The organism is Thermus altitudinis, from assembly GCF_022760835.1.
GTDB classification, from domain to species: domain Bacteria; phylum Deinococcota; class Deinococci; order Deinococcales; family Thermaceae; genus Thermus; species Thermus altitudinis.
This window is the reverse complement of sequence record NZ_JAKTNQ010000026.1, coordinates 1-19221: the sequence shown is the minus strand read 5'-3', so window position 1 is coordinate 19221 and position 19221 is coordinate 1. Positions and strand designations below refer to the sequence as shown.

At 64.8% G+C, this 19221-nt stretch carries 19 protein-coding genes, 1 tRNA gene and 1 pseudogene; 11 read left to right on the top strand and 10 right to left on the bottom strand.

Annotated elements, in window-relative coordinates; all coding sequences use genetic code 11:
• Positions 1 to 110 precede the first annotated feature (110 nt).
• The 8 genes from lysX to L0D16_RS09350 are packed head-to-tail and all read left to right on the top strand — an operon-like array spanning position 111 to position 7569.
• Positions 111 to 956 (top strand): lysine biosynthesis protein LysX, encoded by an 846-nt coding sequence (gene lysX / locus L0D16_RS09385; protein WP_243031558.1) that lies wholly within the window; start codon positions 111 to 113, stop codon positions 954 to 956.
• 36 nt (positions 957 to 992) lie between these two features.
• Positions 993 to 2030, top strand: coding sequence for an N-acetyl-gamma-glutamyl-phosphate reductase (gene argC / locus L0D16_RS09380; RefSeq protein WP_243031557.1), 1038 nt, complete (start codon positions 993 to 995; stop codon positions 2028 to 2030).
• Positions 2031 to 2042: 12 nt separating this feature from the next.
• Positions 2043 to 2852: a [LysW]-aminoadipate kinase gene (locus L0D16_RS09375; protein WP_243029147.1), complete on the top strand. Its 810-nt coding sequence runs from the start codon at positions 2043 to 2045 to the stop codon at positions 2850 to 2852.
• 4 nt (positions 2853 to 2856) lie between these two features.
• On the top strand, positions 2857 to 4428 hold the full coding sequence (locus tag L0D16_RS09370; RefSeq protein WP_243031556.1) for a 1,4-alpha-glucan branching protein: 1572 nt from the start codon (positions 2857 to 2859) through the stop codon (positions 4426 to 4428).
• Positions 4418 to 5299, top strand: a complete 882-nt coding sequence (locus L0D16_RS09365) for a nitrilase-related carbon-nitrogen hydrolase (RefSeq protein ID WP_243031555.1) — start codon at positions 4418 to 4420, stop codon at positions 5297 to 5299. The genes L0D16_RS09370 and L0D16_RS09365 overlap by 11 nt, the downstream gene beginning before the upstream one ends.
• Positions 5296 to 6141: an NAD+ synthase gene (locus L0D16_RS09360; protein ID WP_243031554.1), complete on the top strand. Its 846-nt coding sequence runs from the start codon at positions 5296 to 5298 to the stop codon at positions 6139 to 6141. The genes L0D16_RS09365 and L0D16_RS09360 overlap by 4 nt, the downstream gene beginning before the upstream one ends.
• Positions 6138 to 6551: a CoA-binding protein gene (locus L0D16_RS09355; RefSeq protein WP_243031553.1), complete on the top strand. Its 414-nt coding sequence runs from the start codon at positions 6138 to 6140 to the stop codon at positions 6549 to 6551. The genes L0D16_RS09360 and L0D16_RS09355 overlap by 4 nt, the downstream gene beginning before the upstream one ends.
• 4 nt (positions 6552 to 6555) lie before the next feature.
• Positions 6556 to 7569, top strand: coding sequence for an A/G-specific adenine glycosylase (locus tag L0D16_RS09350; RefSeq protein WP_243031552.1), 1014 nt, complete (start codon positions 6556 to 6558; stop codon positions 7567 to 7569).
• On the opposite strand, the gene L0D16_RS09345 is transcribed toward L0D16_RS09350, so the two are convergent.
• Positions 7462 to 8160, bottom strand: a complete 699-nt coding sequence (locus L0D16_RS09345; protein ID WP_243031551.1) for an FAD-dependent oxidoreductase — start codon at positions 8158 to 8160, stop codon at positions 7462 to 7464. The two genes, L0D16_RS09350 and L0D16_RS09345, sit on opposite strands and share 108 nt — an antisense overlap.
• 49 nt (positions 8161 to 8209) lie before the next feature.
• Positions 8210 to 8285, bottom strand: a tRNA-Trp gene (locus L0D16_RS09340).
• A gap of 68 nt (positions 8286 to 8353) precedes the next feature.
• On the opposite strand from L0D16_RS09340, the gene L0D16_RS09335 reads away from it, so the two are divergent.
• Positions 8354 to 9217, top strand: a complete 864-nt coding sequence (locus L0D16_RS09335; protein WP_243031550.1) for a peptidoglycan endopeptidase — start codon at positions 8354 to 8356, stop codon at positions 9215 to 9217.
• A 5-nt stretch (positions 9218 to 9222) separates the two neighbouring features.
• On the opposite strand, the gene L0D16_RS09330 is transcribed toward L0D16_RS09335, so the two are convergent.
• The 3 genes from L0D16_RS09330 to L0D16_RS09320 all read right to left on the bottom strand — a co-directional run bounded on the left by L0D16_RS09330 (position 9223) and on the right by L0D16_RS09320 (position 12892).
• Entirely contained in the window at positions 9223 to 10170 is a 948-nt protein-coding gene (locus L0D16_RS09330) for a nitroreductase family protein (protein WP_243031549.1), read from the bottom strand.
• Between the two features lie 173 nt (positions 10171 to 10343).
• Positions 10344 to 11636 carry a hypothetical protein gene (locus L0D16_RS09325; protein ID WP_243031548.1) on the bottom strand — a complete coding sequence of 431 codons (1293 nt, stop codon included), beginning with the start codon at positions 11634 to 11636 and terminating at the stop codon, positions 10344 to 10346.
• Positions 11637 to 11821: 185 nt separating this feature from the next.
• The gene (locus L0D16_RS09320; protein ID WP_243031547.1) at positions 11822 to 12892 is read right to left on the bottom strand and encodes an A24 family peptidase; all 1071 of its coding nucleotides are present in this window, start codon (positions 12890 to 12892) and stop codon (positions 11822 to 11824) included.
• Positions 12893 to 13205: 313 nt separating this feature from the next.
• Here L0D16_RS09320 and L0D16_RS09315 point away from each other — a divergent pair, with 313 nt between their 5' ends.
• Positions 13206 to 14741, top strand: coding sequence for a carboxypeptidase M32 (locus L0D16_RS09315; RefSeq protein WP_243031546.1), 1536 nt, complete (start codon positions 13206 to 13208; stop codon positions 14739 to 14741).
• Here L0D16_RS09315 and L0D16_RS09310 read toward each other — a convergent pair.
• From L0D16_RS09310 to L0D16_RS09295, 4 genes are read right to left on the bottom strand one after another with little or no spacing between them, the layout of a single operon-like run.
• The gene (locus L0D16_RS09310) at positions 14729 to 15805 is read right to left on the bottom strand and encodes a YbfB/YjiJ family MFS transporter (RefSeq protein WP_243031545.1); all 1077 of its coding nucleotides are present in this window, start codon (positions 15803 to 15805) and stop codon (positions 14729 to 14731) included. The genes L0D16_RS09315 and L0D16_RS09310 overlap by 13 nt on opposite strands.
• Positions 15795 to 16547 (bottom strand): ABC transporter permease, encoded by a 753-nt coding sequence (locus L0D16_RS09305; RefSeq protein WP_243031544.1) that lies wholly within the window; start codon positions 16545 to 16547, stop codon positions 15795 to 15797. Before L0D16_RS09305 ends, L0D16_RS09310 begins: the two co-directional genes overlap by 11 nt.
• Complete coding sequence (locus L0D16_RS09300) at positions 16540 to 17445, bottom strand: ABC transporter ATP-binding protein (RefSeq protein ID WP_243031543.1); 906 nt, start codon at positions 17443 to 17445, stop codon at positions 16540 to 16542. Before L0D16_RS09300 ends, L0D16_RS09305 begins: the two co-directional genes overlap by 8 nt.
• 1 nt (position 17446) lies before the next feature.
• Positions 17447 to 17785: a nucleotide pyrophosphohydrolase gene (locus tag L0D16_RS09295; protein ID WP_243031542.1), complete on the bottom strand. Its 339-nt coding sequence runs from the start codon at positions 17783 to 17785 to the stop codon at positions 17447 to 17449.
• A gap of 11 nt (positions 17786 to 17796) precedes the next feature.
• On the opposite strand from L0D16_RS09295, the gene mgsA reads away from it, so the two are divergent.
• On the top strand, positions 17797 to 18174 hold the full coding sequence (gene mgsA, locus L0D16_RS09290; protein WP_243031541.1) for a methylglyoxal synthase: 378 nt from the start codon (positions 17797 to 17799) through the stop codon (positions 18172 to 18174).
• Here mgsA and L0D16_RS09285 read toward each other — a convergent pair.
• Positions 18171 to 19103, bottom strand: a pseudogene (locus tag L0D16_RS09285) (YifB family Mg chelatase-like AAA ATPase); the annotation flags it as partial. The gene mgsA and the pseudogene L0D16_RS09285 sit on opposite strands and share 4 nt — an antisense overlap.
• Positions 19104 to 19221 lie beyond the last annotated feature (118 nt).

Genomic DNA, 19221 nt, shown 5'->3' with positions numbered 1-19221 from the left:
GCTTGCCGCCCCTTCGCGGACCCCAGGGCGGGGTGCGGGCCCTGGCCTCCCGATAGGGCCTTGGCCCGGCCCCGCTTTGGGGGAGGCCATCAGGGGAAGGAAGTGTAGCCATGCTGGCCATCCTTTACGATCGCATCCGCCCCGATGAGAGGATGCTTTTTGAGCGGGCGGAGGCCCTGGGTATCCCTTACAAGAAGGTCTATGCCCCGGCCTTGCGCATGGTCCTAGGGGAAAGGCCCAAGGAGCTGGAAGGGGTCACGGTGGCCCTGGAGCGGTGCGTGAGCCAGACCCGGGGCCTGGCCGTGGCCCGCTACCTCACCGCTTTGGGCATCCCGGTGGTGAACCGGCCCGAGGTGATGGAGACCTGCGGGGACAAATGGGCCACCAGCGTGGCCCTGGAGCGCCATGGCCTGCCCCAGCCCAGGACCGCCCTTCTCACCGAGGCGGAAGAGGCCCTTAGGCTCATGGAGGAATGGGGCTATCCCGTGGTGCTGAAGCCGGTGATCGGGAGCTGGGGTAGGCTTCTTGCCAAGATCACCGACCGGGAGGCTGCCGAGGCCATCCTGGAGCACAAGGAGGTGCTGGGGGGTTTTCAGCACCAGCTCCTTTACCTGCAGGAGTACGTGCGCAAGCCCGGGCGGGACATAAGGGTCTTCGTGGTGGGGAGTAGGGCCATCGCCGCCATCTACCGCAGGAGCCAGCACTGGATCACCAACACCGCCCGGGGCGGGCAGGCGGAAAACTGCCCCGTAACCCCAGAGATTGCCGAGCTTTCCGTGCGGGCGGCCCAGGCGGTGGGGGGCGGGGTGGTGGCCATAGACCTCTTTGAGTCCGAGCGGGGCCTACTGGTGAACGAGGTGAACCACACCATGGAGTTCAAGAACTCCGTCCACACCACGGGGGTGGATATCCCGGGGGAGATCCTCCGGTACGCATGGGAAGAGGCCCGAGCCTAGGGGAAGGGGTGGGCCGTCTGGTGGAGGAGGAGTGGCATGAGCGTTAAGAAGACGCTATCCATCGTGGGGGCCTCGGGGTATGCGGGGGGCGAGTTCTTGCGCCTGGCCCTTTCCCATCCGTACCTCGAGGTGAAACAGGTGACCTCGAGGCGCTTTGCCGGCGAGCCCGTGGCCTTTGTCCACCCCAACCTGAGGGGGAGAACGGGCCTCAAGTTCATCCCCCCGGAAAAGCTGGAGCCCGCGGATATCCTGGTCCTCTCCTTGCCCCACGGGGTCTTCGCCCAGGAGTTTGAGCGCTATGCCCGCCTAGCCCCTATCCTCATAGACCTTTCCGCGGACTTCCGCCTCAAGAACCTGGACCTATACCACAAGTACTACGGGGAGCACCCCCGGCCCGAGCTTCTGGGCCGCTTCGTCTACGCCATCCCCGAGCTCTACCGGGACCGGCTGAGGGAGGCGGACTGGATGGCGGGGGCGGGGTGCAACGCCACCGCCACCCTCCTGGGCCTTTACCCCCTCCTTAAGGGAGGGGTGTTGAAGCCCACGCCCATCTTCGTGACCCTGCTCATCTCCACCTCGGCGGCGGGGGCCGAGCCTAGCCCGGCGAGCCACCACCCCGAGCGCTCCGGTTCCCTCCGGGTCTACAAGCCCACCGGCCACCGCCACACCGCCGAGGTGGTGGAGAACCTCCCGGGGAAGCCCGAGGTGCACCTCACCGCCATCGCCACCGACCGGGTGCGGGGCATCCTCATGACCGCCCAGGCCTTCTTGCAGGATGGCTGGAGCGAGCGGGATGTGTGGCAGGCCTACCGGGAGGCTTATGGCGGGGAGCCCTTTGTCCGCATTGTCAAGCAGAAAAAGGGCATCCACCGCTATCCGGACCCCCGTTTTGTCCAAGGCACCAACTACGCGGACATCGGCTTTGAGCTGGAGGAGGATACCGGGCGGCTGGTGGTGATGACCGCCATAGACAACCTGGTGAAGGGCACTGCCGGCCATGCCCTCCAGGCCCTCAACATCCGCCTGGGCTGGCCCGAGACCCTGGGTCTGGAGTTTCCCGGTTTGCATCCTTAGGGAGGGGTTTTCGTGATCGTGGTTAAGGTAGGGGGCGCTGAAGGCATCAACTACGAGGCCGTGGCCAAGGATGCGGCCTCCTTGTGGAAGGAGGGGGTAAGGCTTCTTTTGGTCCATGGGGGAAGCGCCGAGACCAACAAGGTGGCGGAGGCCTTGGGCCACCCACCCCGCTTCCTTACCCATCCTGGGGGGCAGGTGAGCCGCCTTACCGACCGCAGGACCCTGGAGATCTTTGAGATGGTCTACTGCGGCCTGGTGAACAAGCGCCTGGTGGAGCTTTTGCAAAGGGAAGGGGCCAACGCCCTGGGGCTTTCCGGGCTGGATGGGAGGCTTCTAGAGGGCCGTCGCAAGACCGCGGTGAAGTACGTGGAAGACGGCAAGGTCAAGATTCACCGGGGGGACTATACGGGCACGGTGGAAAGGGTGAACCGGGCCCTTTTAGACCTCCTTTTGGGCGCAGGGTACTTGCCGGTGATCACCCCTCCCGCCATCAGCTACGAGGGGGAAGCCATCAACACCGATGGGGACCAGGTGGCGGCCCTTCTGGCCACCCTTTACGGGGCCGAGGCCTTGGTCTACCTTTCCAACGTGCCGGGCCTCCTTGCCCGTTACCCCGACGAGGCCAGCCTGGTGCGGGAGATCCCCGTGGATAGGGTGGAGGACCCCGAGTACCTCTCTTTAGCCCAGGGGCGCATGAAGCGCAAGGTGATGGGGGCGGTGGAGGCGGTGAAGGGCGGGGTGAGGCGGGTGGTGTTTGCCGATGCCCGGGTGGAAAACCCCATAAGGCGGGCCCTGGCCGGGGAAGGCACCGTGGTACGCTAAAGCCATGGTGCGGTTTGCCCTGGTCCTCCACGCCCACCTTCCTTATGTGCGCTCCCATGGCCTGTGGCCCTTTGGGGAGGAAACCCTTTATGAAGCGATAGCCGAGACCTACCTGCCCCTCTTGCGAGCCCTGGAAAGGCTCCACCTCGAGGGCGTGGAGGCCCCTTTTACCCTGGGCATCACCCCCATTTTGGCGGAGCAGCTCGCCGACGCCAGGGTTAAGGAAGGGTTCCTGGCCTACGCCAAGGACCGGTTGGAGCGGGCCCAGGGGGACTACCTGCGCTACCAGGGGACGGACCTCGAGGCCAGCGCCCGCCACCAGGTGGCCTTCTGGGAGCTTACCTTGGACCATTTCCATCATCTAAGGGGGGATCTCCTTTCCGCCTTCCGCAGGGCCCAGGACCGGGGCCAGGTGGAGCTCCTCACCTCCAACGCCACCCACGGTTACTCCCCCCTTTTGGGCTACGACGAGGCCCTTTGGGCCCAGATCAAGACGGGGGTGGCCACCTACCGCCGCCACTTTGCCAAGGACCCCCTGGGCTTCTGGCTTCCGGAGATGGCCTACCGGCCGAAGGGTTACTGGAAGCCCCCCGTGGAAGGGGCCCCAGAGGGTTTTAGGCCGGGGGTGGACGAGCTTCTCATGCGGGCCGGGATCCGCTACACCTTCGTGGACGCCCACCTGGTCCAAGGGGGGAAGCCCCTTTCCCCTTATGGGGAAGCCTCCTTGGGGCCCGTGGAAAGCGCGCAGGCCACCTACTATGTCCACGAGTTGGCGTCGGGCCTGAGGGTCTTGGCCCGCAACCTGGAGACCTCCTTGCAGGTGTGGAGCGCGGACTATGGCTATCCGGGGGAGGGGCTTTACCGGGAGTTTCACCGCAAGGACCCCGTTTCTGGCCTCCACCACTGGCGGGTCACCCACCGCCAGGCGGACCTTTCCGCCAAGGCTCCCTATAACCCCGAGGCGGCCTTTGGCAAGGTGCAGGAGCATGCCCTCCACTTCGTGGGCCTGGTGGAGCGCCTGGGCCGGGAGCATCCGGACGGGGTTATCCTGGCTCCCTACGATGCCGAGCTCTTTGGCCACTGGTGGTACGAGGGGGTGGCTTGGCTGGAGGAGGTGCTGAGGCTTCTGGCGCAAAGGGGGGCCGTGCGGGCGGTAACCGCCCGGGAGGCGGTCCAGGGCAAGGCGGTGCGCACCGCCTTGCCTGAGGGTTCCTGGGGCCGGGGCGGGGACCATAGGGTCTGGCTCAACGAGGCCACCTGGGAGTACTGGCGCACGGTATACCGGGCGGAAGGGGCCATGCGGGAGGTGGTGCGCCAGGGCAACCTGCCCTCTAGGGTCCTGCAGCAGGCCATGCGGGAGCTTTTGCTCCTCGAGGCCTCCGACTGGCCCTTCCTGGTGGACACCGGCCAGGCGGTGGCCTACGCCCAGGAGCGCTACCAGGGGCATGCCGAAGCCTTTTTCCGCCTTCTTCAAGGGGTCTCTCCCGAGGAGCTGAAAGCCTTAGAGGAGCGGGACAACCCCTTCCCCGAGGCCGACCCCCGGCTTTACCTGGAGGCGGTCCCCCATGGTGGCTAGGTCCTTGGTGCGGCACGCCATCCTCCAGTTCCGGCCCGAGAAGGCCCGGCCTAAGGAGAACCTGGCCCGTCTGGGGGAGCACCTCCAGGCCCTCCGCCCCCACACCCCCGAGGTGGTGGTCCTGCCCGAGGCGGCCCTAACCGGCTACTTCCTCCAAGGGGGGGTGAGGGAGCTGGCCCTTACCCGCCATGAGCTTTTGGAACTCCTCTCCCAGGTGCACAAAGAGGTGGGTTGGGAGGGGCTTTTGGATGTGGTGGTGGGCTTTTATGAGCGGGATGAGGGGGCCTACTACAACAGCGCCGCCTACCTGGAACTTCCCCACCGTGTGGTGCACGTGCACCGCAAGGTCTTCCTGCCCACCTACGGGGTCTTTGACGAGGAGCGTTACCTGGCCCGGGGAAGGCGGGTGGAGGCCTTCAACACCCGCTTTGGCCGGGTGGCCATCCTCATCTGCGAGGACTTCTGGCACTCCATCACCTCCGCCATCGCCGCCTTGGATGGGGCGGAGGTGATCTATGTGCCCGCGGCGAGCCCTGCTAGGGGCTTCCAGGGGGAAAGGCCCGAGAACGTGGAGCGTTGGCGCACCCTGGCCCGGGCGGTGGCGGCGGAACACGGCCTATATGTGGTGCTCTCCAGCCTGGTGGGATTTGAGGGGGGGAAGGGAATGAGCGGGGGAAGCCTCGTGGTGGGGCCGGAGGGGCGGCTTTTGGCCGAGGCCCCCCTCTTTGAGGAGGCGGCCTTGATCGTTGACTTGGACCGGGAGCGGATTCCTCCGGTGCGCTACGATAGCCCCCTGCTCTCGGACCTCGAGGCGGCCCTGCCCCTTCTCCTCCCAGACTTGGAAAGGGTCCTAGGAAGGGAGGGGAGATGAGGCTTCTCTACGCGCCCAGGATTCAGGAGAGCCTGGAGCTGAACTGGCCTTTGGTGGCGGATTTTCTCACCCGTTTCCTTCGGGAGGAGCTTTCCTGGCGGGGCTATGAGAAGGCCATCGTGGCGGTATCCGGGGGGGTGGACTCCGCCACCACCCTGGCCCTGGCGGTGCGGGCCTTGGGGGCCAGTCGGGTCCAGGCCCTTTTTCTGCCCCATAGGGACTCCAGCCCCCTTTCCCGGGAGCACGCCCACCTGGTAGCGGAGACCTTCGGGGTGGACCTGGAGGAGGTGGACATCACCCCCATGGTGGAAGGTTACGCCGCCATGACCCCGGACCTCACCCCCCACCGCAAGGGGAACCTCATGGCCCGGGCCCGCATGATGGTGCTCTTTGACAAGTCCCAGGCCTACCATGCCCTGCCCCTGGGCACGGGCAACAAGACGGAGAGGCTTTTCGGCTACTTCACCTGGCACGGGGACGACGCTCCCCCGGTAAACCCCTTGGGAGACCTCTACAAGACCCAGGTCTGGGGCCTGGCCCGTTACTTGGGGGTGCCCCAGGCGGTGGTGGAGAAGGTGCCCACCGCCGACCTCATCCCGGGGCAGACGGACGAGGGGGACCTGGGGGTGCGCTACCTGCGGGCGGACGTCATCCTGGAGCACTACCTGAAGGGCTACCCCGACGCCTACATTGAGGCCCTGGGCTACGCTCCCGAGGAGATTCAGCGGGTCAAGGAGCGGGTGAACCGCACCCACTGGAAGCGGGCCCTTCCCACCGTGGCCCTCCTTTCCTCCACCGCCCTTGGGGAGTTTTACCTGAGGCCCTTGGACTACCGGCCATGACCGACCTCGAGCTCCAGGCTTACTTGGAAAGGGCCCGGACCATCGCCGTCCTTGGGGCCCATAAGGACCCTTCCCGCCCCGCCCATTACGTGCCCCGGTACCTGTGGGAGAGGGGATACCGCATCCTGCCGGTTAACCCTCGCTTCGCTGGGGAGGAGCTTTTCGGGGTGCGGGCGGTGGCCAGCCTAGGGGAGCTTTCCCAACCCGTGGACATCCTGGACGTTTTCCGCCCGCCGGAGGCCCTTTTGAGCCACTTTCCCGAGGTCTTGGCCCTGAGGCCCGGACTGGTGTGGTTGCAGTCCGGCATCCGGCACCCGGGCTTTGAAGAGGCCCTGAAGGAGGCCGGGATCCCCCTGGTGGCCGACCGGTGCCTTATGGTGGAGCACCGGAGGCTTTTGGGCACCCCCTAGGCCCATGGAAGGCCTACAGGAAGCGCTGCTCACCTGGTACCGGGAAAACCCCCGCCCCCTTCCCTGGAGGGGGGAGAAGGACCCCTACCGCATCCTGGTGGCGGAGGTGCTCCTGCAACAGACCCGTACCCAGCAGGCCATTCCCTACTACCACCGATTTCTGGCCCGTTTCCCCAGCCTAAGGGCCTTGCGGCAAGCCCCCCTGGAGGAGGTATTGAAGGCCTGGCAGGGGGTAGGCTACTACCGCCGGGCCCTTCACCTTCACCGCCTGGCCCAGGAGGTGGAGGCCCTGCCCCAAAGCTACGCCCAGCTTCTAAAGCTCCCCGGCCTCGGCCCCTACACGGCGGCGGCGGTGGCCTCCTTGGCCTTTGGGGAAAGGGTGGCGGTGGTGGACGGGAACGTGAGGCGGGTCCTCTCCCGGCTTCTCGCCTGGGAGAACCCTTCTCCCCAGCGCCTTTGGCGCCTGGCTCAGGACCTCATGCCCCCGGGGGAAGCCCCAGGCGAGTGGAACCAGGCCCTCATGGACCTGGGGGCCACAGTGTGCCTGCCCCGGAGGCCCCTTTGCTCCTGGTGCCCCGTGGCCGCCTTTTGCCAAGGGCGGGCGGACCCGGGGCGTTACCCAGGGGCCAGGAAGCGGAAGGTGCGCGAGGAAGCCTGGGCGGCCCTGGTCCTTTGGGGCAGGGAAGGGGTTTACCTGGAGGAGTTGGCGGGGCGGTTCCCGGGGCTTTACGGGGTGCCCCTCATGCCCCCCGAAGATCTCCCGGCAAAGGCCAAGGCCTTTGGGGTGGAGCCCCGTTTCGCCGGGGAGGTGCGGCATGTCCTTACCCACCGGAGGCTTTGGGTAAGGGTATACGTGGCCCCCTGGGAAGGACCCCCCTCGGTAGGGCTCAAGGACCCAGGGGAAAAGCCCCTACCCAAGCTCATGGAGAAGGTGCTCCGCCAGGCGCAGGCCTTCTTGGCTCATGAGGGCATACTCCCCTTCTCGCACGCAAAGGCCCACGGCGTAAAGCCCTTCTAGCCGGGTTAGGCGGAAGGTTTCCTCTTCCCATTCCTCCGGGTGGAAGGCGTGGTAGCTCACGGTGTAGCCCGGGGTTCCTGGGGCTTCCGGCACCGCCCGCTCCCGCTTTAGGAAGCGGAAGCCCAGGGCCTGAAGGTGGAGGAAGAGGTCCGGATAGCTGGCCTCGGAAAGCCGGCCCGCCTCCTCCACCGCCTCGCCCAACCCAAGCCTGGCCCCGAGAAAGCTGCCCACCGCCAGCACCACGCGGGAGGCCCGGGCCGGGGGGCCTTCCCACGTGCCCACCCCTATCACCCTCTTTCCCTCTAGGAGAAGCTCCGTGGCGGTGGCCTGGAAAAGGTGCAGGTTGGGTTGGTTTTCCAGGAGGTACTTGGCCCGGGTGTGGAAGGCCCAAAGCCGGGAATCGGCAGGGTTGTAGGCCCGGGCCAGGAGGCTTCCTTCCGGGAAAGGGGGCTTTGGGGGCAGGAAGGGCATCATCACCGAGTCCAGGCTCTGGGTGAGGAGGCCCACCCGCACCCCCATTTGCGCCAAGCGGAAGGCGGCCTCGCTGCCGGCAAAGCCCGCCCCTACGATGAGCACCTGGTACTCAGGCATATCCGCTTCCCGCCTATCGGGATTAAAAAAGGGCCCCGAAGGGCCATTCTGGCGGGCCGTGAAGGACTCGAACCTCCAACCCCCGGTTTTGGAGACCGGTGCTCTGCCAGTTGAGCTAACGGCCCCCGCCTTCCGGGATTGTAGCACACCCTTTTGCCCTGGGCCAAGGGGGGCCGGGCGTAAAATGAAGCCCATGCGAGCCTTTGCCCTGGCGGTCCTTTTGGCCTGGGCCCTAGGCCAGGTTAATCCCCAAGGGGCCACTTTGTCCTACACCGTTGCCCCCGGGGACACCCTGTTCTCCCTCGCTCGCCGCTACGGGACCACGGTGGAGGAGCTCATGCGCCTGAACGGTCTGGAGAACTTCTTGATCCAGCCCGGCCAGGTGCTCAAGGTTCCCGGGAAGGCGGAGGGGACCCATGTGGTGGCCCCTGGGGATACCCTCTTCTCCCTGGCCCGCCGCTACGGGACCACGGTGGAGGCCCTCATGGCCTTAAACGGCCTCGCCACCTCGAGCCTCAAGGTGGGCCAGGTGCTAAGGATCCCGGCTCCCCGGGACCAGGGGGAAAAGGGGGCGGAGGGCCAACCCCAAGGGGGCTCTCCGGCTGAGCCCAGGGAAAACGGCGCCCCAGCGCCAGGCCCCACCCCTGGCCCAGAAGAACCCCTTCCTTCCGAGGACTACGATCCCGAAAATCCCCTCCTCAAGGTGGTCCTCCGCTACCTGGGCCTTCCCTACAAATACGGGGCCAACTCCCCCACCGCCTTGGACTGCTCCGCCTTCGTGGCCCAGGTGTATGCGGAGCTGGGGGTGGCCTTGCCCCGCACCTCCAGGGAGCAGTTCCGGGCCCTGCCCCCTGCCGATACCCTGCGCCCGGGGGACCTGGTCTTCTTTAGCTTTGGTGGCAGGGACATTGACCACGTGGGCATCTACCTGGGCCGGGGGGTTTTCGCCCACGCCAGCAGCTACGGGAGCCGGGTGGTGATTGAGAGCCTCGAGGCCCCCTTCTACCGCAAGGCCTACCGGGGTGCCCGGCGGGTGGTGCAGGAGGCTGGAAAATAGCCTTCCTAAGGCCAGTCCTTCACCTCCCCCCGGGCCTTCTTTAGGGCGGTTAGGAGGGCTTCCCCAGGGCCTCCCTCCCCCCGGAAGGCCTCGGTTTCCCGCTCCAGCCAAGCCTCCCCCTTGCGGAAGAGGACGGCCCGGGCTTCCTCCAAAGCCTCCTCCAGAAGGGCGCCCAGGGAGTAGAAGGGGGTACCCGGGGGAAGGTCGGGGTCCAGGCCCTGGTGGGCGAGGGCCCGGCCATAGGGCCTTTCCCGTTCCTCCATGGTGCCCCCCTGGGCGAAGTAGCGCCGTAGGACCCTTCCCCAGTCCCCCACCCGGCTATAGGGGGCCATGGCCTGGAAGGCGGCCTCGAGGTCCTCGGGGCGGTAGGTGCGGTAGCGGTTTTCGTGCACCACCAGGCCCCTAGGCAGCCTGGGCCTGGGGGGGCCGGCCTCGTCCGGTACCCCCACCGCCAGGCCCACCGCAGGGATGACCCCTGGAGGAAGCTCCAGAAGGTCCAGGAGCTCCTCCACTCCGTTCAGCACCCCCCCGATGAAGCAGACCCCATAGCCTAGGGCCTCGGCGGTGAGGGCCAGGTAGCCGGCGGCAAGCCCAGCGTCCAAAAGGGCAAAGTGCAGGGCAGTTTTGCGCCAGAAGGCCATCCTTTCTCCCCGGTGGGCAAGAAGCCTTTCCAAGCGATGGATATCTGCCAGGAAAACGAAGAACTCTGCCGCCTGGCGGATGTGCTCCTGGTTTCCGGAGAGCTGGGCCACCTTCTCCCTGAGCCCGGGGTCCGTGATCCGGATGGCGCTATAGAGCTGGGCGCTAGCGTCGGTGGGGGCCCGTTGCAGGGCGAAAAGGAGCTTTTCCAGGTCTTCTTCTGGGATGGGCAAGGGTTTAAACCGGCGCACGCTCCGCCTTTGCGCCAGGATAGGGGAGAGATCAAGGGGGCTTTTGGGCTGATCCAGCGGCATCCTCCCCACTATAGCCCGAGCCAGCCTAGATAGGCCCGCCATAGGGCCTCCACGTAGAAAAAGGCCGCTACGCTTTCCTTGGAAAGCGACCTGTTTAGGCGTGGGGTAGGTCACCTTTTTCCCTTTTCCAAAAGAAAAGCCTTCCACAAGGGAGGCTTGTAAGCACCTGTCCGCTAGGGAAGCCGAACGCTGCCCCCGCCCACGGTGTAGTTCCCGGCAGCCACAGCAAAGGCTATGTCCGCAGACGCTGCAAAGGCGGAAAAGTCAAAGAAAGTCACCCCTCCAAGGAAGAAGCCCACCTCCCCAAGGGACAAGGCCCCAGGGGAAAAGATGGCGCCAACGGATACGCTTACCTCGCTTCCGTTAGCGAAGGGTATGTAGTTCAGGATACCCGAGAGGTCCGGGACTCCGTAGATGGTACCGGTACCCAACCAGCCCTTGGAAACGATGGCTCGTAGGCCTAAGCGGTCCCCCGTGAGGTTGACCATGTAGGCCTTGAGATTGATCCCGGTGTGGTTCAGCCCCGAAACCGTGGGGTGGGGGCTACTGGTTACCGAAAGGAAGCCAGGAATCCAGGGGTTGGGAAAGCTTGCGCTGATGTCTCCCCCGGCACTGCTCTTCAGGTGCACCACTGTAGACCTGAAATCCGGACTGGAGGCTGAGGTCAGTAGGTAGTACCTATCCCCCTGGGCAAATCCCCGGACCTGGCGGTAGGAAAAGCTAACGCCCCCAACTCCCACATGTCCGTAGGCCTTGTTGTTCCTGCTGAGGAAGAATACACCGCTCAGCAGGTGGGGAAACCCACTGGGAAGGTTGTTCACGGTAACCCCGTAGGTACCTAAGGGAGCCCCCAGAGTGTGGGTACTTGATCCCCCATCCGCGACATTTATGTTCCTCAAGATCTCGGCGCTGAGAATGGTGGCATGGTCCCTCTCAATCACTACCACCATATCCTGAATGCCGGGAACCCCTTGCACCTGGACAGCTGTCCTGGCGGGGTCGCTAACACTAACAGATACCATGTTCCCTCCCCCAGGAGCAGAAACCCACACCCTGTCTCCCGTCCTGGCACCCGTTGCCGTTAGGTCTAGGTTGAGGGTGTAAAGCACCTCGGGCTGGTTGTTGCCCCATGAGGGGCAGGACAGGACGGGATTAGGGAGCTCGGAGGAAGTAGCGTGCACCACTTGGAGGAAGGATCTTTCCACATTCCCCGCTCCGCAAAGGACGGCCACCCCATACTTACCCTGGCCGCCCAGGTTGATGGTGTAGGTATTGTTGGCGTTGGGATTAAGGGTGGTCCAGCTACTGTTCCCTACTTGGTAGGCCACCGTGTACCCCGCGTTCCTTGGGTCCAGGACCGTGAGGGTAACAACCTGGTTGGGAGGCCTATTCACGTTCTCCTGGCACCCCACGAGGACCAGGAGAGCCATTAGCGAGGCTAATGGTACCAAACCCTTCTTGTTCATATGCCCACCTTCCCGTTTGGGGTTCCATGTGGAATCTCATTATATGTTAGCGCAAAGAGAACATCCTGAAGGAGGGGTATGCAAAAGTTGTATGTGGCTTCCTGCTACAAGGTTCAACCGTTTTCCGCAAAGCCCAAGAAGATGGATGGTGTCTAATGAGCTAGGTCGGGGAGTTTCAGGCTGGATTACAACCCGAGCCAGCCTAGATAGGCCCGCCACAAGGCCTCCCCAAAGAAGAAGGTCACCACCCCTCCTAAGGCTAGGTAGGGGCCAAAGGGGACCTTCCGCTGCCGGAAGGCTAGGCCAACGAAAGCCCCGGCCAGCACCCCCAGGAAAAGGGCGAGCAGGCTATAGGGCCCAAGCCAGGCCCCAAGGGCCCCCAGGAGCTTCACATCCCCATAGCCCATGGCCACGGGTTCCTCCTCTTCCCCTCCTCCCTCTTGGGGTCTAAGGGCCCAGTAAAACCCCCCGGCCAGCGCCAGTCCTCCCGCGCTCAACAGGGAGCCTTTCAAGGTGCTAAGAAGGTCGGCCCCCAGGTAAGGGGCTAGGATCCAGGCCAGGGGTAGAAGGGGAAGGGTGATCCGGTCGGGAAGCACCACGGGCCTCCCCGTGCGCCCCGAAAGGGCCCAGGTGAGGAAGGCCAGGGCCATCCCTACCCCAGGGCCCAAGAGGGCGCCAAAAAGGGCGGCCATGTGCACCTGGTGGGGCCCCACGGGGACCTCGGCCCTTCCCTCCCGGAAACGCCTCAGGAAAAAGGCCCCGTACCCCGCCACCAACCCCAACCCTCCGGCGGCCAGGAGGCTTCCATCCAAGGCTTGGGAAAAGGGCCGGGGAAAGGAGAGGAGGTAGGCAGAAAGGAGCCCCAGGAAAAGGAGGCCATAGGTGAGGCTATCGGGAAGCTCATAGGTGTCCAGGTCTATGAAGGAAAGGGCCACCAGAAGGGCCAGGAAGGCGAAGGTCAGGAAGGCTTGGGGCGAGGGGGGGTAGAAGAAGGCGGCCAGGGTAAAGAGGAGGCCCGTGAGGGCCTCCACCAAGGGGTAGCGGGGGCTTATGGGATGGGCGCAGTAGCGGCACCGCCCCCTAAGGGCCAGGTAGGAGAGCACGGGGACCAGGTCCTTGGGGGCCAGGCGGTGCCCGCAAGCGGGGCAACGGGAGGGTGGGAAGACGATGGACTCCCCTTTGGGCAAGCGGTGGATGACCACGTTCAGAAAAGAGCCCACCACCAGGCCAAGGATGAAGGCAAAGGCAGGCCACATGGTGGCATTTTAAGCTTGTCCTGAGGGCTTTGGCGGCGAGTTGGAGGGGCTTTCCTCCTCAAAGAGAAGGGCGAGAGCGAAGAACAGGACCACCCCGAGCAGGGACCAGGGGCCTCCTAGACTGAAAAGGCCTACTGTGAGAAGACCTAGGGCTAGGGTCAGTGCCAGTCTCATAAGCATATGGTAACAAATAAATGTCAGAGATAAGTAATGTCTTCTATCTGGACGGGAGGCCGAGGTCAGCCCCGAAGGAGCTGGCTTGAACCAGGTGGGTTTCATGGGGCTTTAACAAGGCCAGGGGTATGATGCTCCCGTGACGCCGGAAACCGCTTATCGGGAGCTTTTGGAGTTCCAAAGGGAAACCGCCTACCTGGCCTCCCTGGGGGCCTTGGCGGCTTGGGACCAGCGCACCATGATCCCCAAGAAGGGGCATGAACACCGGGCCAGGCAGATGGCGGCTTTGGCTCGGCTCCTCCACCAGCGGGCTACCGATCCCAGGATCGGGGACTGGCTTTCCCTGGTGGAGGGTTCTCCCCTGGTGCAGGACCCCCATTCCGATGTTGCGGTGAACGTAAGGGAGTGGCGGCAGGCCTACGAGCGCGCCCGGGCCATTCCCGAGCGGCTTGCGGTGGAGCTGGCCCTGGCGCAAAGCGAGGCGGAAAGCTACTGGGAGGAGGCCCGGCCCAGGAACGACTGGCAGGGGTTTTTACCCTATTTGCGCCGGGTGTTTGCCCTCACCAAGGAGAAGGCGGAGATCCTCCATAGCCTTCCCGTAGCCCCCGGGGACCCCCCCTATGGGGAGGTCTACGATGCCCTTTTAGACGGGTTTGAGCCGGGGATGCGGGCCCGGGAGTTGGAGGGGCTTTTTGCTGGGCTTAGGGCGGGGCTTCAGGAGCTTTTGGACCGCATTTTGGGAAGTGGAAGGAGGCCCGACACGGGCCTCCTTCACCGGCACTACCCCAAGGAGGCCCAGCGGGCCTTTGCCCTCGAGCTCCTGGCCGCTTGCGGCTACGACCTGGAGGCGGGCCGTCTGGACCCCACCGCCCATCCCTTTGAGATCTCCATCGGCCCCGGGGATGTGCGCATCACCACCCGGTACTACGAGGACTTCTTCAACGCCGGCATCTTCGGCACCCTGCACGAGATGGGCCACGCCCTCTACGAGCAGGGCCTGCCCAAGGAGCACTGGGGGACCCCAAGGGGGGAGGCGGTTTCCCTAGGGGTTCACGAGTCGCAAAGCCGCACCTGGGAGAACCTGGTGGGCCGGTCCTTGGGCTTTTGGGAGCGGTTCTTCCCCCGGGCCCAGGAGGTTTTCCCAAGCCTCAAGGACGTGGCCCTGGAGGACTTTCACCGGGCCATCAACGCCGTGGAGCCTTCCCTCATCCGGGTGGAGGCGGACGAGGTCACCTATAACCTGCACATCCTGGTACGGCTGGAGCTGGAGCTTTCCCTCTTCCGGGGGGAGCTGGGCTTGGAGGACCTCCCCGGGGCCTGGGCGGAGCGGTACCGGGCGTACCTGGGGGTGGCCCCCAAGGACTACAAGGACGGGGTGATGCAGGACGTGCACTGGTCCGGGGGGCTTTTCGGCTATTTCCCCACCTACACCCTGGGTAACCTCTACGCCGCCCAGTTCTTCCAGAAGGCCCAGGAGGAGCTTGGGGACCTCGAGGCCCAGTTCCGCCGAGGGGACTTCCGGCCCTTCTTGGACTGGACCCGGAGGAGGATCCACGCCGAGGGAAGCCGCTTTCGGCCCAAGGCCCTGGTGGAGCGGGTGACCGGTGCACCTCCCAGCGCAGGGCCCTTCCTGGCCTACCTGGAGGCCAAGTACCGGACCCTTTACGGCCTTTGAAGGCGGAAGCCTACGGGCAGAAGCGCCAGGAAGAGAAGAGCGGTGGCGGTCCAAAGCGCTCCCTCGCCTCGGCCAGCCATCTCGGCGAAAAACCCAGCCACAGAGGGTCCCACCGCTTGCCCCAGGGCGAAGGCTGCCGTGGAAAGACCCATGGCCCGGGGCCAGGCAGAAGGGGGAAGAAGGGCGCGGAAAGCCTGGGTCAGAGCGGTGATCACCCCCAGGAAGGAAAGGCCGAAGAGGAAGGCGCTTAGGGCGGGTAGGTGCAGGGCAAGGGGAGGGAGGCTTCCCAAGAAGAGCACCAAGAGCACGTGAAAAAGTCCCCTTTTTCCCCCTACCCGCTCCACCCAAGGGCCCCAGACGGGCCCGGTTAAAAGGGCCCCAAGGCCTAGGAGGCTGAAGAGGGCAAGAGAACTTCCCACGGCTGCAGCCACGAAGGTCATGTACCCGATGTACCCTGCCCCGTAAAGCCCATAGGCCCAAAGAAGGGGAAGGATAGGCCTTAGGCTTCCCTCGCCTTGGGTAGGAGGTGGGGGTTCCTGCAATAGGGGCCGGGTCAGGAGGATGGGCAGGCCCAGAAGAAGGCTGAAAAGCCCTAGCCGAGCCCAGGCGTCCGTGGGCTCGGTGACCCCCCAAAGGAGCCAAGGGGCCAGGAGAACCCCCAGGCCCACGCCCCCGTAGTAAACCCCCAGCATCCGTCCAGATCCCCCCAGGGCCATGAGGAGGGCCGCTCCTCCCACGAAGACAAAGGCGCCCAGGAGGCCTTGGAGAAACCGCAGGCCCAACGCCAGGGGAAGGCTTCCTATACCTGTGAAGGCCAGGATGGGGCCTTGCAGGAGGACGGCTAAAAGGAACCCTTTTCGGTAGCCCACCCGGCCCAGGAGGCGGTGGCTCAGCAAGGCGCCCACCAGATAGCCGAGGGTGTTGGCACTTCCCAGGATCCCCGATTGGGTGTAGGAAAGTTCCCAGGCGTTTTGCATGAGGGGAAGAACCAAGGCGTAGGCGAATCGCCCGAGGCCCAAGGCCAGGGTAGGCCCTAGGGCCAAAAGGGCGAGCCTAGTAGCCATGCAAAAGCCCCTGTTTCTTGGCCCGATGCACCGCCCGTCCAAAGAGGAAAAGGCCCAAGCCCAAGTAGAGGAAGGCGTTCAAAAAGGCTACAAGAAGGCCCCAAACGTCCAAGGGGGCTCCTTGAGCCAGCATGCCCCGGGCCAAGGAGGCTCCTGGGGCCATGGGTAAGAGGAGAAAGGGCCCCGTGCCTGGGGCCTGCAAGAGAAAGAGCAAGAGGAACTGAGAAAGGCCCAGAAGTTGGCCGATGCGTTTGTAAAGGAGGGCCAGGCTTCCCATGGCGAAGCCCAAACCATACCCCCCCAATAGGACGGCCAAAAAGGGGAGGGCCACTCCGGGATGGAAGGAAAGCCGAGCCCCAGTGAGGGTGGTGAGCACCATGGCGATGAGAAAAACCAAAAGCCCCTGGGTGAGGAGCCCGGAAAGGTTCCGCACCAAAAAGAGAGGAATCGGCCCGTAGGGGGAAAGGAAGACCTGCTCCAAGGTCCCTGTTTGCGCCTCCTCCATGAGGCCAAAGGAAAGGCTGGTATAGGCAAACAGGGCGAAGGTCCAAAGCAGGTATCCCACCAGGACCGCCTCCAGCCGGCCCCCGAACTCTGCTCCCGGCCCGGCTAGAAAGCGGGCTCCTAGGAAGAGAAGGTAGAAAATGACGCTTAAGGTAACCACCGCCCCCAGGAGCTCCAGGGGATAGCGGCGCAAGGATAGGAGGTTTCGCCCAAACTCCGCCAGGAAAAGGTCAAGCATGGCCCACCACCTTTAAAAATATTTCCAAAAGGTCCGTTTCCCCTTTGGCCACCTTCTTTAGGGGCAGGGGCTTCACAGCCTCCAGGACTTGCCAAAGGGCCTGCGCATTGCCGCGGAAGAAAAAGGGACCCTCTCCTTCCACCCCCAGGGCACGTAACTGCTTTATGACCTCGAGGGGCGGCTTTTCCTCCAGCTCCAACACGTAGTGCTCGCCGGCGAAGCGGGCCAGGAGGCCCTCCTTGGTTTCTTCTACCACCACTTCCCCTTGGTGGATGATGGCCACCCGGTCCGCCAAGGCTTCAGCCACCTCCATCTGGTGGGTGGTGAGGAGAATGGCCTTGCCTGCTTGGGCTAGGGTGCGGATCTTGTCCCGCATCAGCAAGGCGGTTTCCACATCCAAACCCAGGGTGGGTTCGTCCAGCAGAAGCACCTCGGGGTCGTGGATCAAGGCCTGCAAGAGGGCCAGCTTCTGCTGCATTCCCCGGGAGAGGTGACGCACCTCGGTGTGGGCTTTCCCCAGAAGGGCGTACTCCTCCAGAAGCTCCCAGGCCCGTTTCCTGGCTGCGGCAAGCCGCAGGCCTCGGGCCACTCCGAAGTAGACCAGATTTTCCAGGGGGGTAAGCCGCCAGTAGGTGTTGCGGTTGCCTTCCAAGACCGCCCCCAGGTGCTTCAAAGCCAAAGGCTCCCGAAAGGGATTTTTCCCCAACAGGTGCACCTCGCCCCGGTCGGGGAGGAGGAGGCCCGAAAGCATCTTCACCGTGGTGCTCTTGCCAGCGCCGTTTTTACCCAAGAACGCCAGGATCTCGCCAGGGTGCAGGGTGAGGTGGACGTTTTTGACCGCCTCGAGGGCCCCAAAGCGCTTGTACAAACCGTGGGCTTCCAGGTAGGGACGGGCCACCCTAGCCTCCCTTTTGCGTCCAGCGGGTTTGGTCCCGCTCCCGATACTTGGCCATGGCCTTGAGGAAGGCTTCCTCCAGGTCAATCCCTTCCCGGTTGGCCAGGGAGATGAGGACGAAGAGGAGGTCGGCGAGCTCCATGGCCAGATCCCCTTCCTCCTCCCCCGGCTTGGGCTTTTTCCCGTGGCGGTGGGCCAGAACCCGGGCCATTTCCCCAAGCTCCTCCACTAGGCGGGCCAGCATGAGAAGGGGAGGGAAGTAGCCCTCCTGAAACTGCCCAATCCAGGCGTCCACCTGCCGTTGCGCCTCCTTGAAGGTGAGGGCTTCCATGGTTTGAAGCATACAATGGCCCCATGAAGGCCTTGGCCCTCATCGCTCATGATGCCCAAAAGGACGATATGGTGGCCTTCTGCCAAAGGCACCGGGAGCTCCTCGCCCGCTTTCCCCTCCTGGCCACGGGCACCACGGGGAGGCGCATAAGGGAGGCCACCGGGCTAAGGGTGAAAAGGGTGCTTTCCGGCCCTTTGGGAGGGGACATGCAGATTGGGGCGAAGGTGGCAGAGGGAAAGGTGCTATGCGTGCTTTTCTTCCAAGACCCCCTCACCCCCAAGCCCCACGAGCCTGACGTCCAGGCCCTCATGCGGGTGTGCAACGTGCACGGGGTGCCCTTGGCCACCAGTCTCCAGGCGGCGGAGGCCCTGATCCCTTGGCTGGCCCGCCAGGCGGGTTAAAGGGTTTTGCGGTAGGCCAAGGCCTCGGCCACATGGCCCTCCTCCACCCCGTGGGATCCTTGCAGGTCGGCGATGGTGCGGGCCACCCTTAAAAGGCGGTCGTAGCTCCTGGCGGAAAGGAGCAACTGCTTGGCTGCCGCCTGGAGAAGGTCTTCCGCCCCTTGGCTTAAGTGCACGTGTTCCCGCAAGGCCCTTCCCGCCAGCTCCCCGTTGGGCCGGCCTTGGCGGGAGAGCATCCTCTCCCGGGCCCTTAGGACCCGTTCCCGCACGGCCTCGGTGCTTTCCCCCTTGGGGGCCCGGGCCAGCTCCGCTGGGGTCAGGCGGGGCACCTCGACCACCAGGTCAAAGCGGTCCAAAAGGGGCCCAGAAATCTTTCCCACGTAGCGCTGGCGGCTAGCAGGGGTGCAGGTGCAGGCCCTTTCCGGATCCCCATACCAGCCGCAGGGGCAAGGGTTCATGGCCGCCACCAGGAGGAAGCGGGCGGGGAAGGTGAGGCTGGCCTTGGCCCGGGAAGCGGTCACCACCCCGTCCTCCAGGGGTTGGCGCAGGGCCTCCAAGGCGTCCCGGGAAAACTCGGGGAACTCATCCAGGAAAAGCACCCCCCGGTGGGCCAGGGAAACCTCCCCCGGCTTGGGAATGGCCCCGCCCCCGATGAGGCCGGCGTAGCTCACCGTGTGGTGGGGGGCGCGGAAGGGGGGCGTGCGCACCAGGCCCTTGAGGACCTGCCCGGCGGCGGAGTGGATGCGGCTCACCTCGAGGGCGGCCTCCTGGCTCAAAGGGGGAAGCAGAAAGGGAAGGCGCTTGGCCAGCATGGTCTTCCCCGAGCCCGGGCTTCCCACCATGAGGAGGTGGTGGTAACCGGCGGCGGCGATCTCCAGGGCCCTTTTGGCCTTGGCCTGGCCCTTCACGTCCCGCAGGTCCAAAACCTGTGACGACTCCCCGCTCTAAAGAGCGGGGCTTCTCGGGGACACGTTTAAACCTGCCCCCGAAGGCCCCGTCCGAGCCCTGGCCAAGATGTTTACTGCCGCTGCCACGTCCCGATGGAGA

What these genes read in the sequence shown, in the direction of transcription:
- lysX (WP_243031558.1), top strand. Translation starts at nt 111, where the DNA reads ATGCTGGCCATCCTTTACGATCGCATCCGCCCCGATGAGAGGATGCTT.
- argC (WP_243031557.1), top strand. Translation starts at nt 993, where the DNA reads ATGAGCGTTAAGAAGACGCTATCCATCGTGGGGGCCTCGGGGTATGCG.
- L0D16_RS09370 (WP_243031556.1), top strand. Translation starts at nt 2,857, where the DNA reads ATGGTGCGGTTTGCCCTGGTCCTCCACGCCCACCTTCCTTATGTGCGC.
- L0D16_RS09365 (WP_243031555.1), top strand. Translation starts at nt 4,418, where the DNA reads ATGGTGGCTAGGTCCTTGGTGCGGCACGCCATCCTCCAGTTCCGGCCC.
- L0D16_RS09360 (WP_243031554.1), top strand. Translation starts at nt 5,296, where the DNA reads ATGAGGCTTCTCTACGCGCCCAGGATTCAGGAGAGCCTGGAGCTGAAC.
- L0D16_RS09355 (WP_243031553.1), top strand. Translation starts at nt 6,138, where the DNA reads ATGACCGACCTCGAGCTCCAGGCTTACTTGGAAAGGGCCCGGACCATC.
- L0D16_RS09350 (WP_243031552.1), top strand. Translation starts at nt 6,556, where the DNA reads ATGGAAGGCCTACAGGAAGCGCTGCTCACCTGGTACCGGGAAAACCCC.
- L0D16_RS09345 (WP_243031551.1), bottom strand. Translation starts at nt 8,160, where the DNA reads ATGCCTGAGTACCAGGTGCTCATCGTAGGGGCGGGCTTTGCCGGCAGC.
- L0D16_RS09335 (WP_243031550.1), top strand. Translation starts at nt 8,354, where the DNA reads ATGCGAGCCTTTGCCCTGGCGGTCCTTTTGGCCTGGGCCCTAGGCCAG.
- L0D16_RS09330 (WP_243031549.1), bottom strand. Translation starts at nt 10,170, where the DNA reads ATGCCGCTGGATCAGCCCAAAAGCCCCCTTGATCTCTCCCCTATCCTG.
- L0D16_RS09325 (WP_243031548.1), bottom strand. Translation starts at nt 11,636, where the DNA reads ATGAACAAGAAGGGTTTGGTACCATTAGCCTCGCTAATGGCTCTCCTG.
- L0D16_RS09320 (WP_243031547.1), bottom strand. Translation starts at nt 12,892, where the DNA reads ATGTGGCCTGCCTTTGCCTTCATCCTTGGCCTGGTGGTGGGCTCTTTT.
- L0D16_RS09310 (WP_243031545.1), bottom strand. Translation starts at nt 15,805, where the DNA reads ATGGCTACTAGGCTCGCCCTTTTGGCCCTAGGGCCTACCCTGGCCTTG.
- L0D16_RS09305 (WP_243031544.1), bottom strand. Translation starts at nt 16,547, where the DNA reads ATGCTTGACCTTTTCCTGGCGGAGTTTGGGCGAAACCTCCTATCCTTG.
- L0D16_RS09295 (WP_243031542.1), bottom strand. Translation starts at nt 17,785, where the DNA reads ATGCTTCAAACCATGGAAGCCCTCACCTTCAAGGAGGCGCAACGGCAG.
- mgsA (WP_243031541.1), top strand. Translation starts at nt 17,797, where the DNA reads ATGAAGGCCTTGGCCCTCATCGCTCATGATGCCCAAAAGGACGATATG.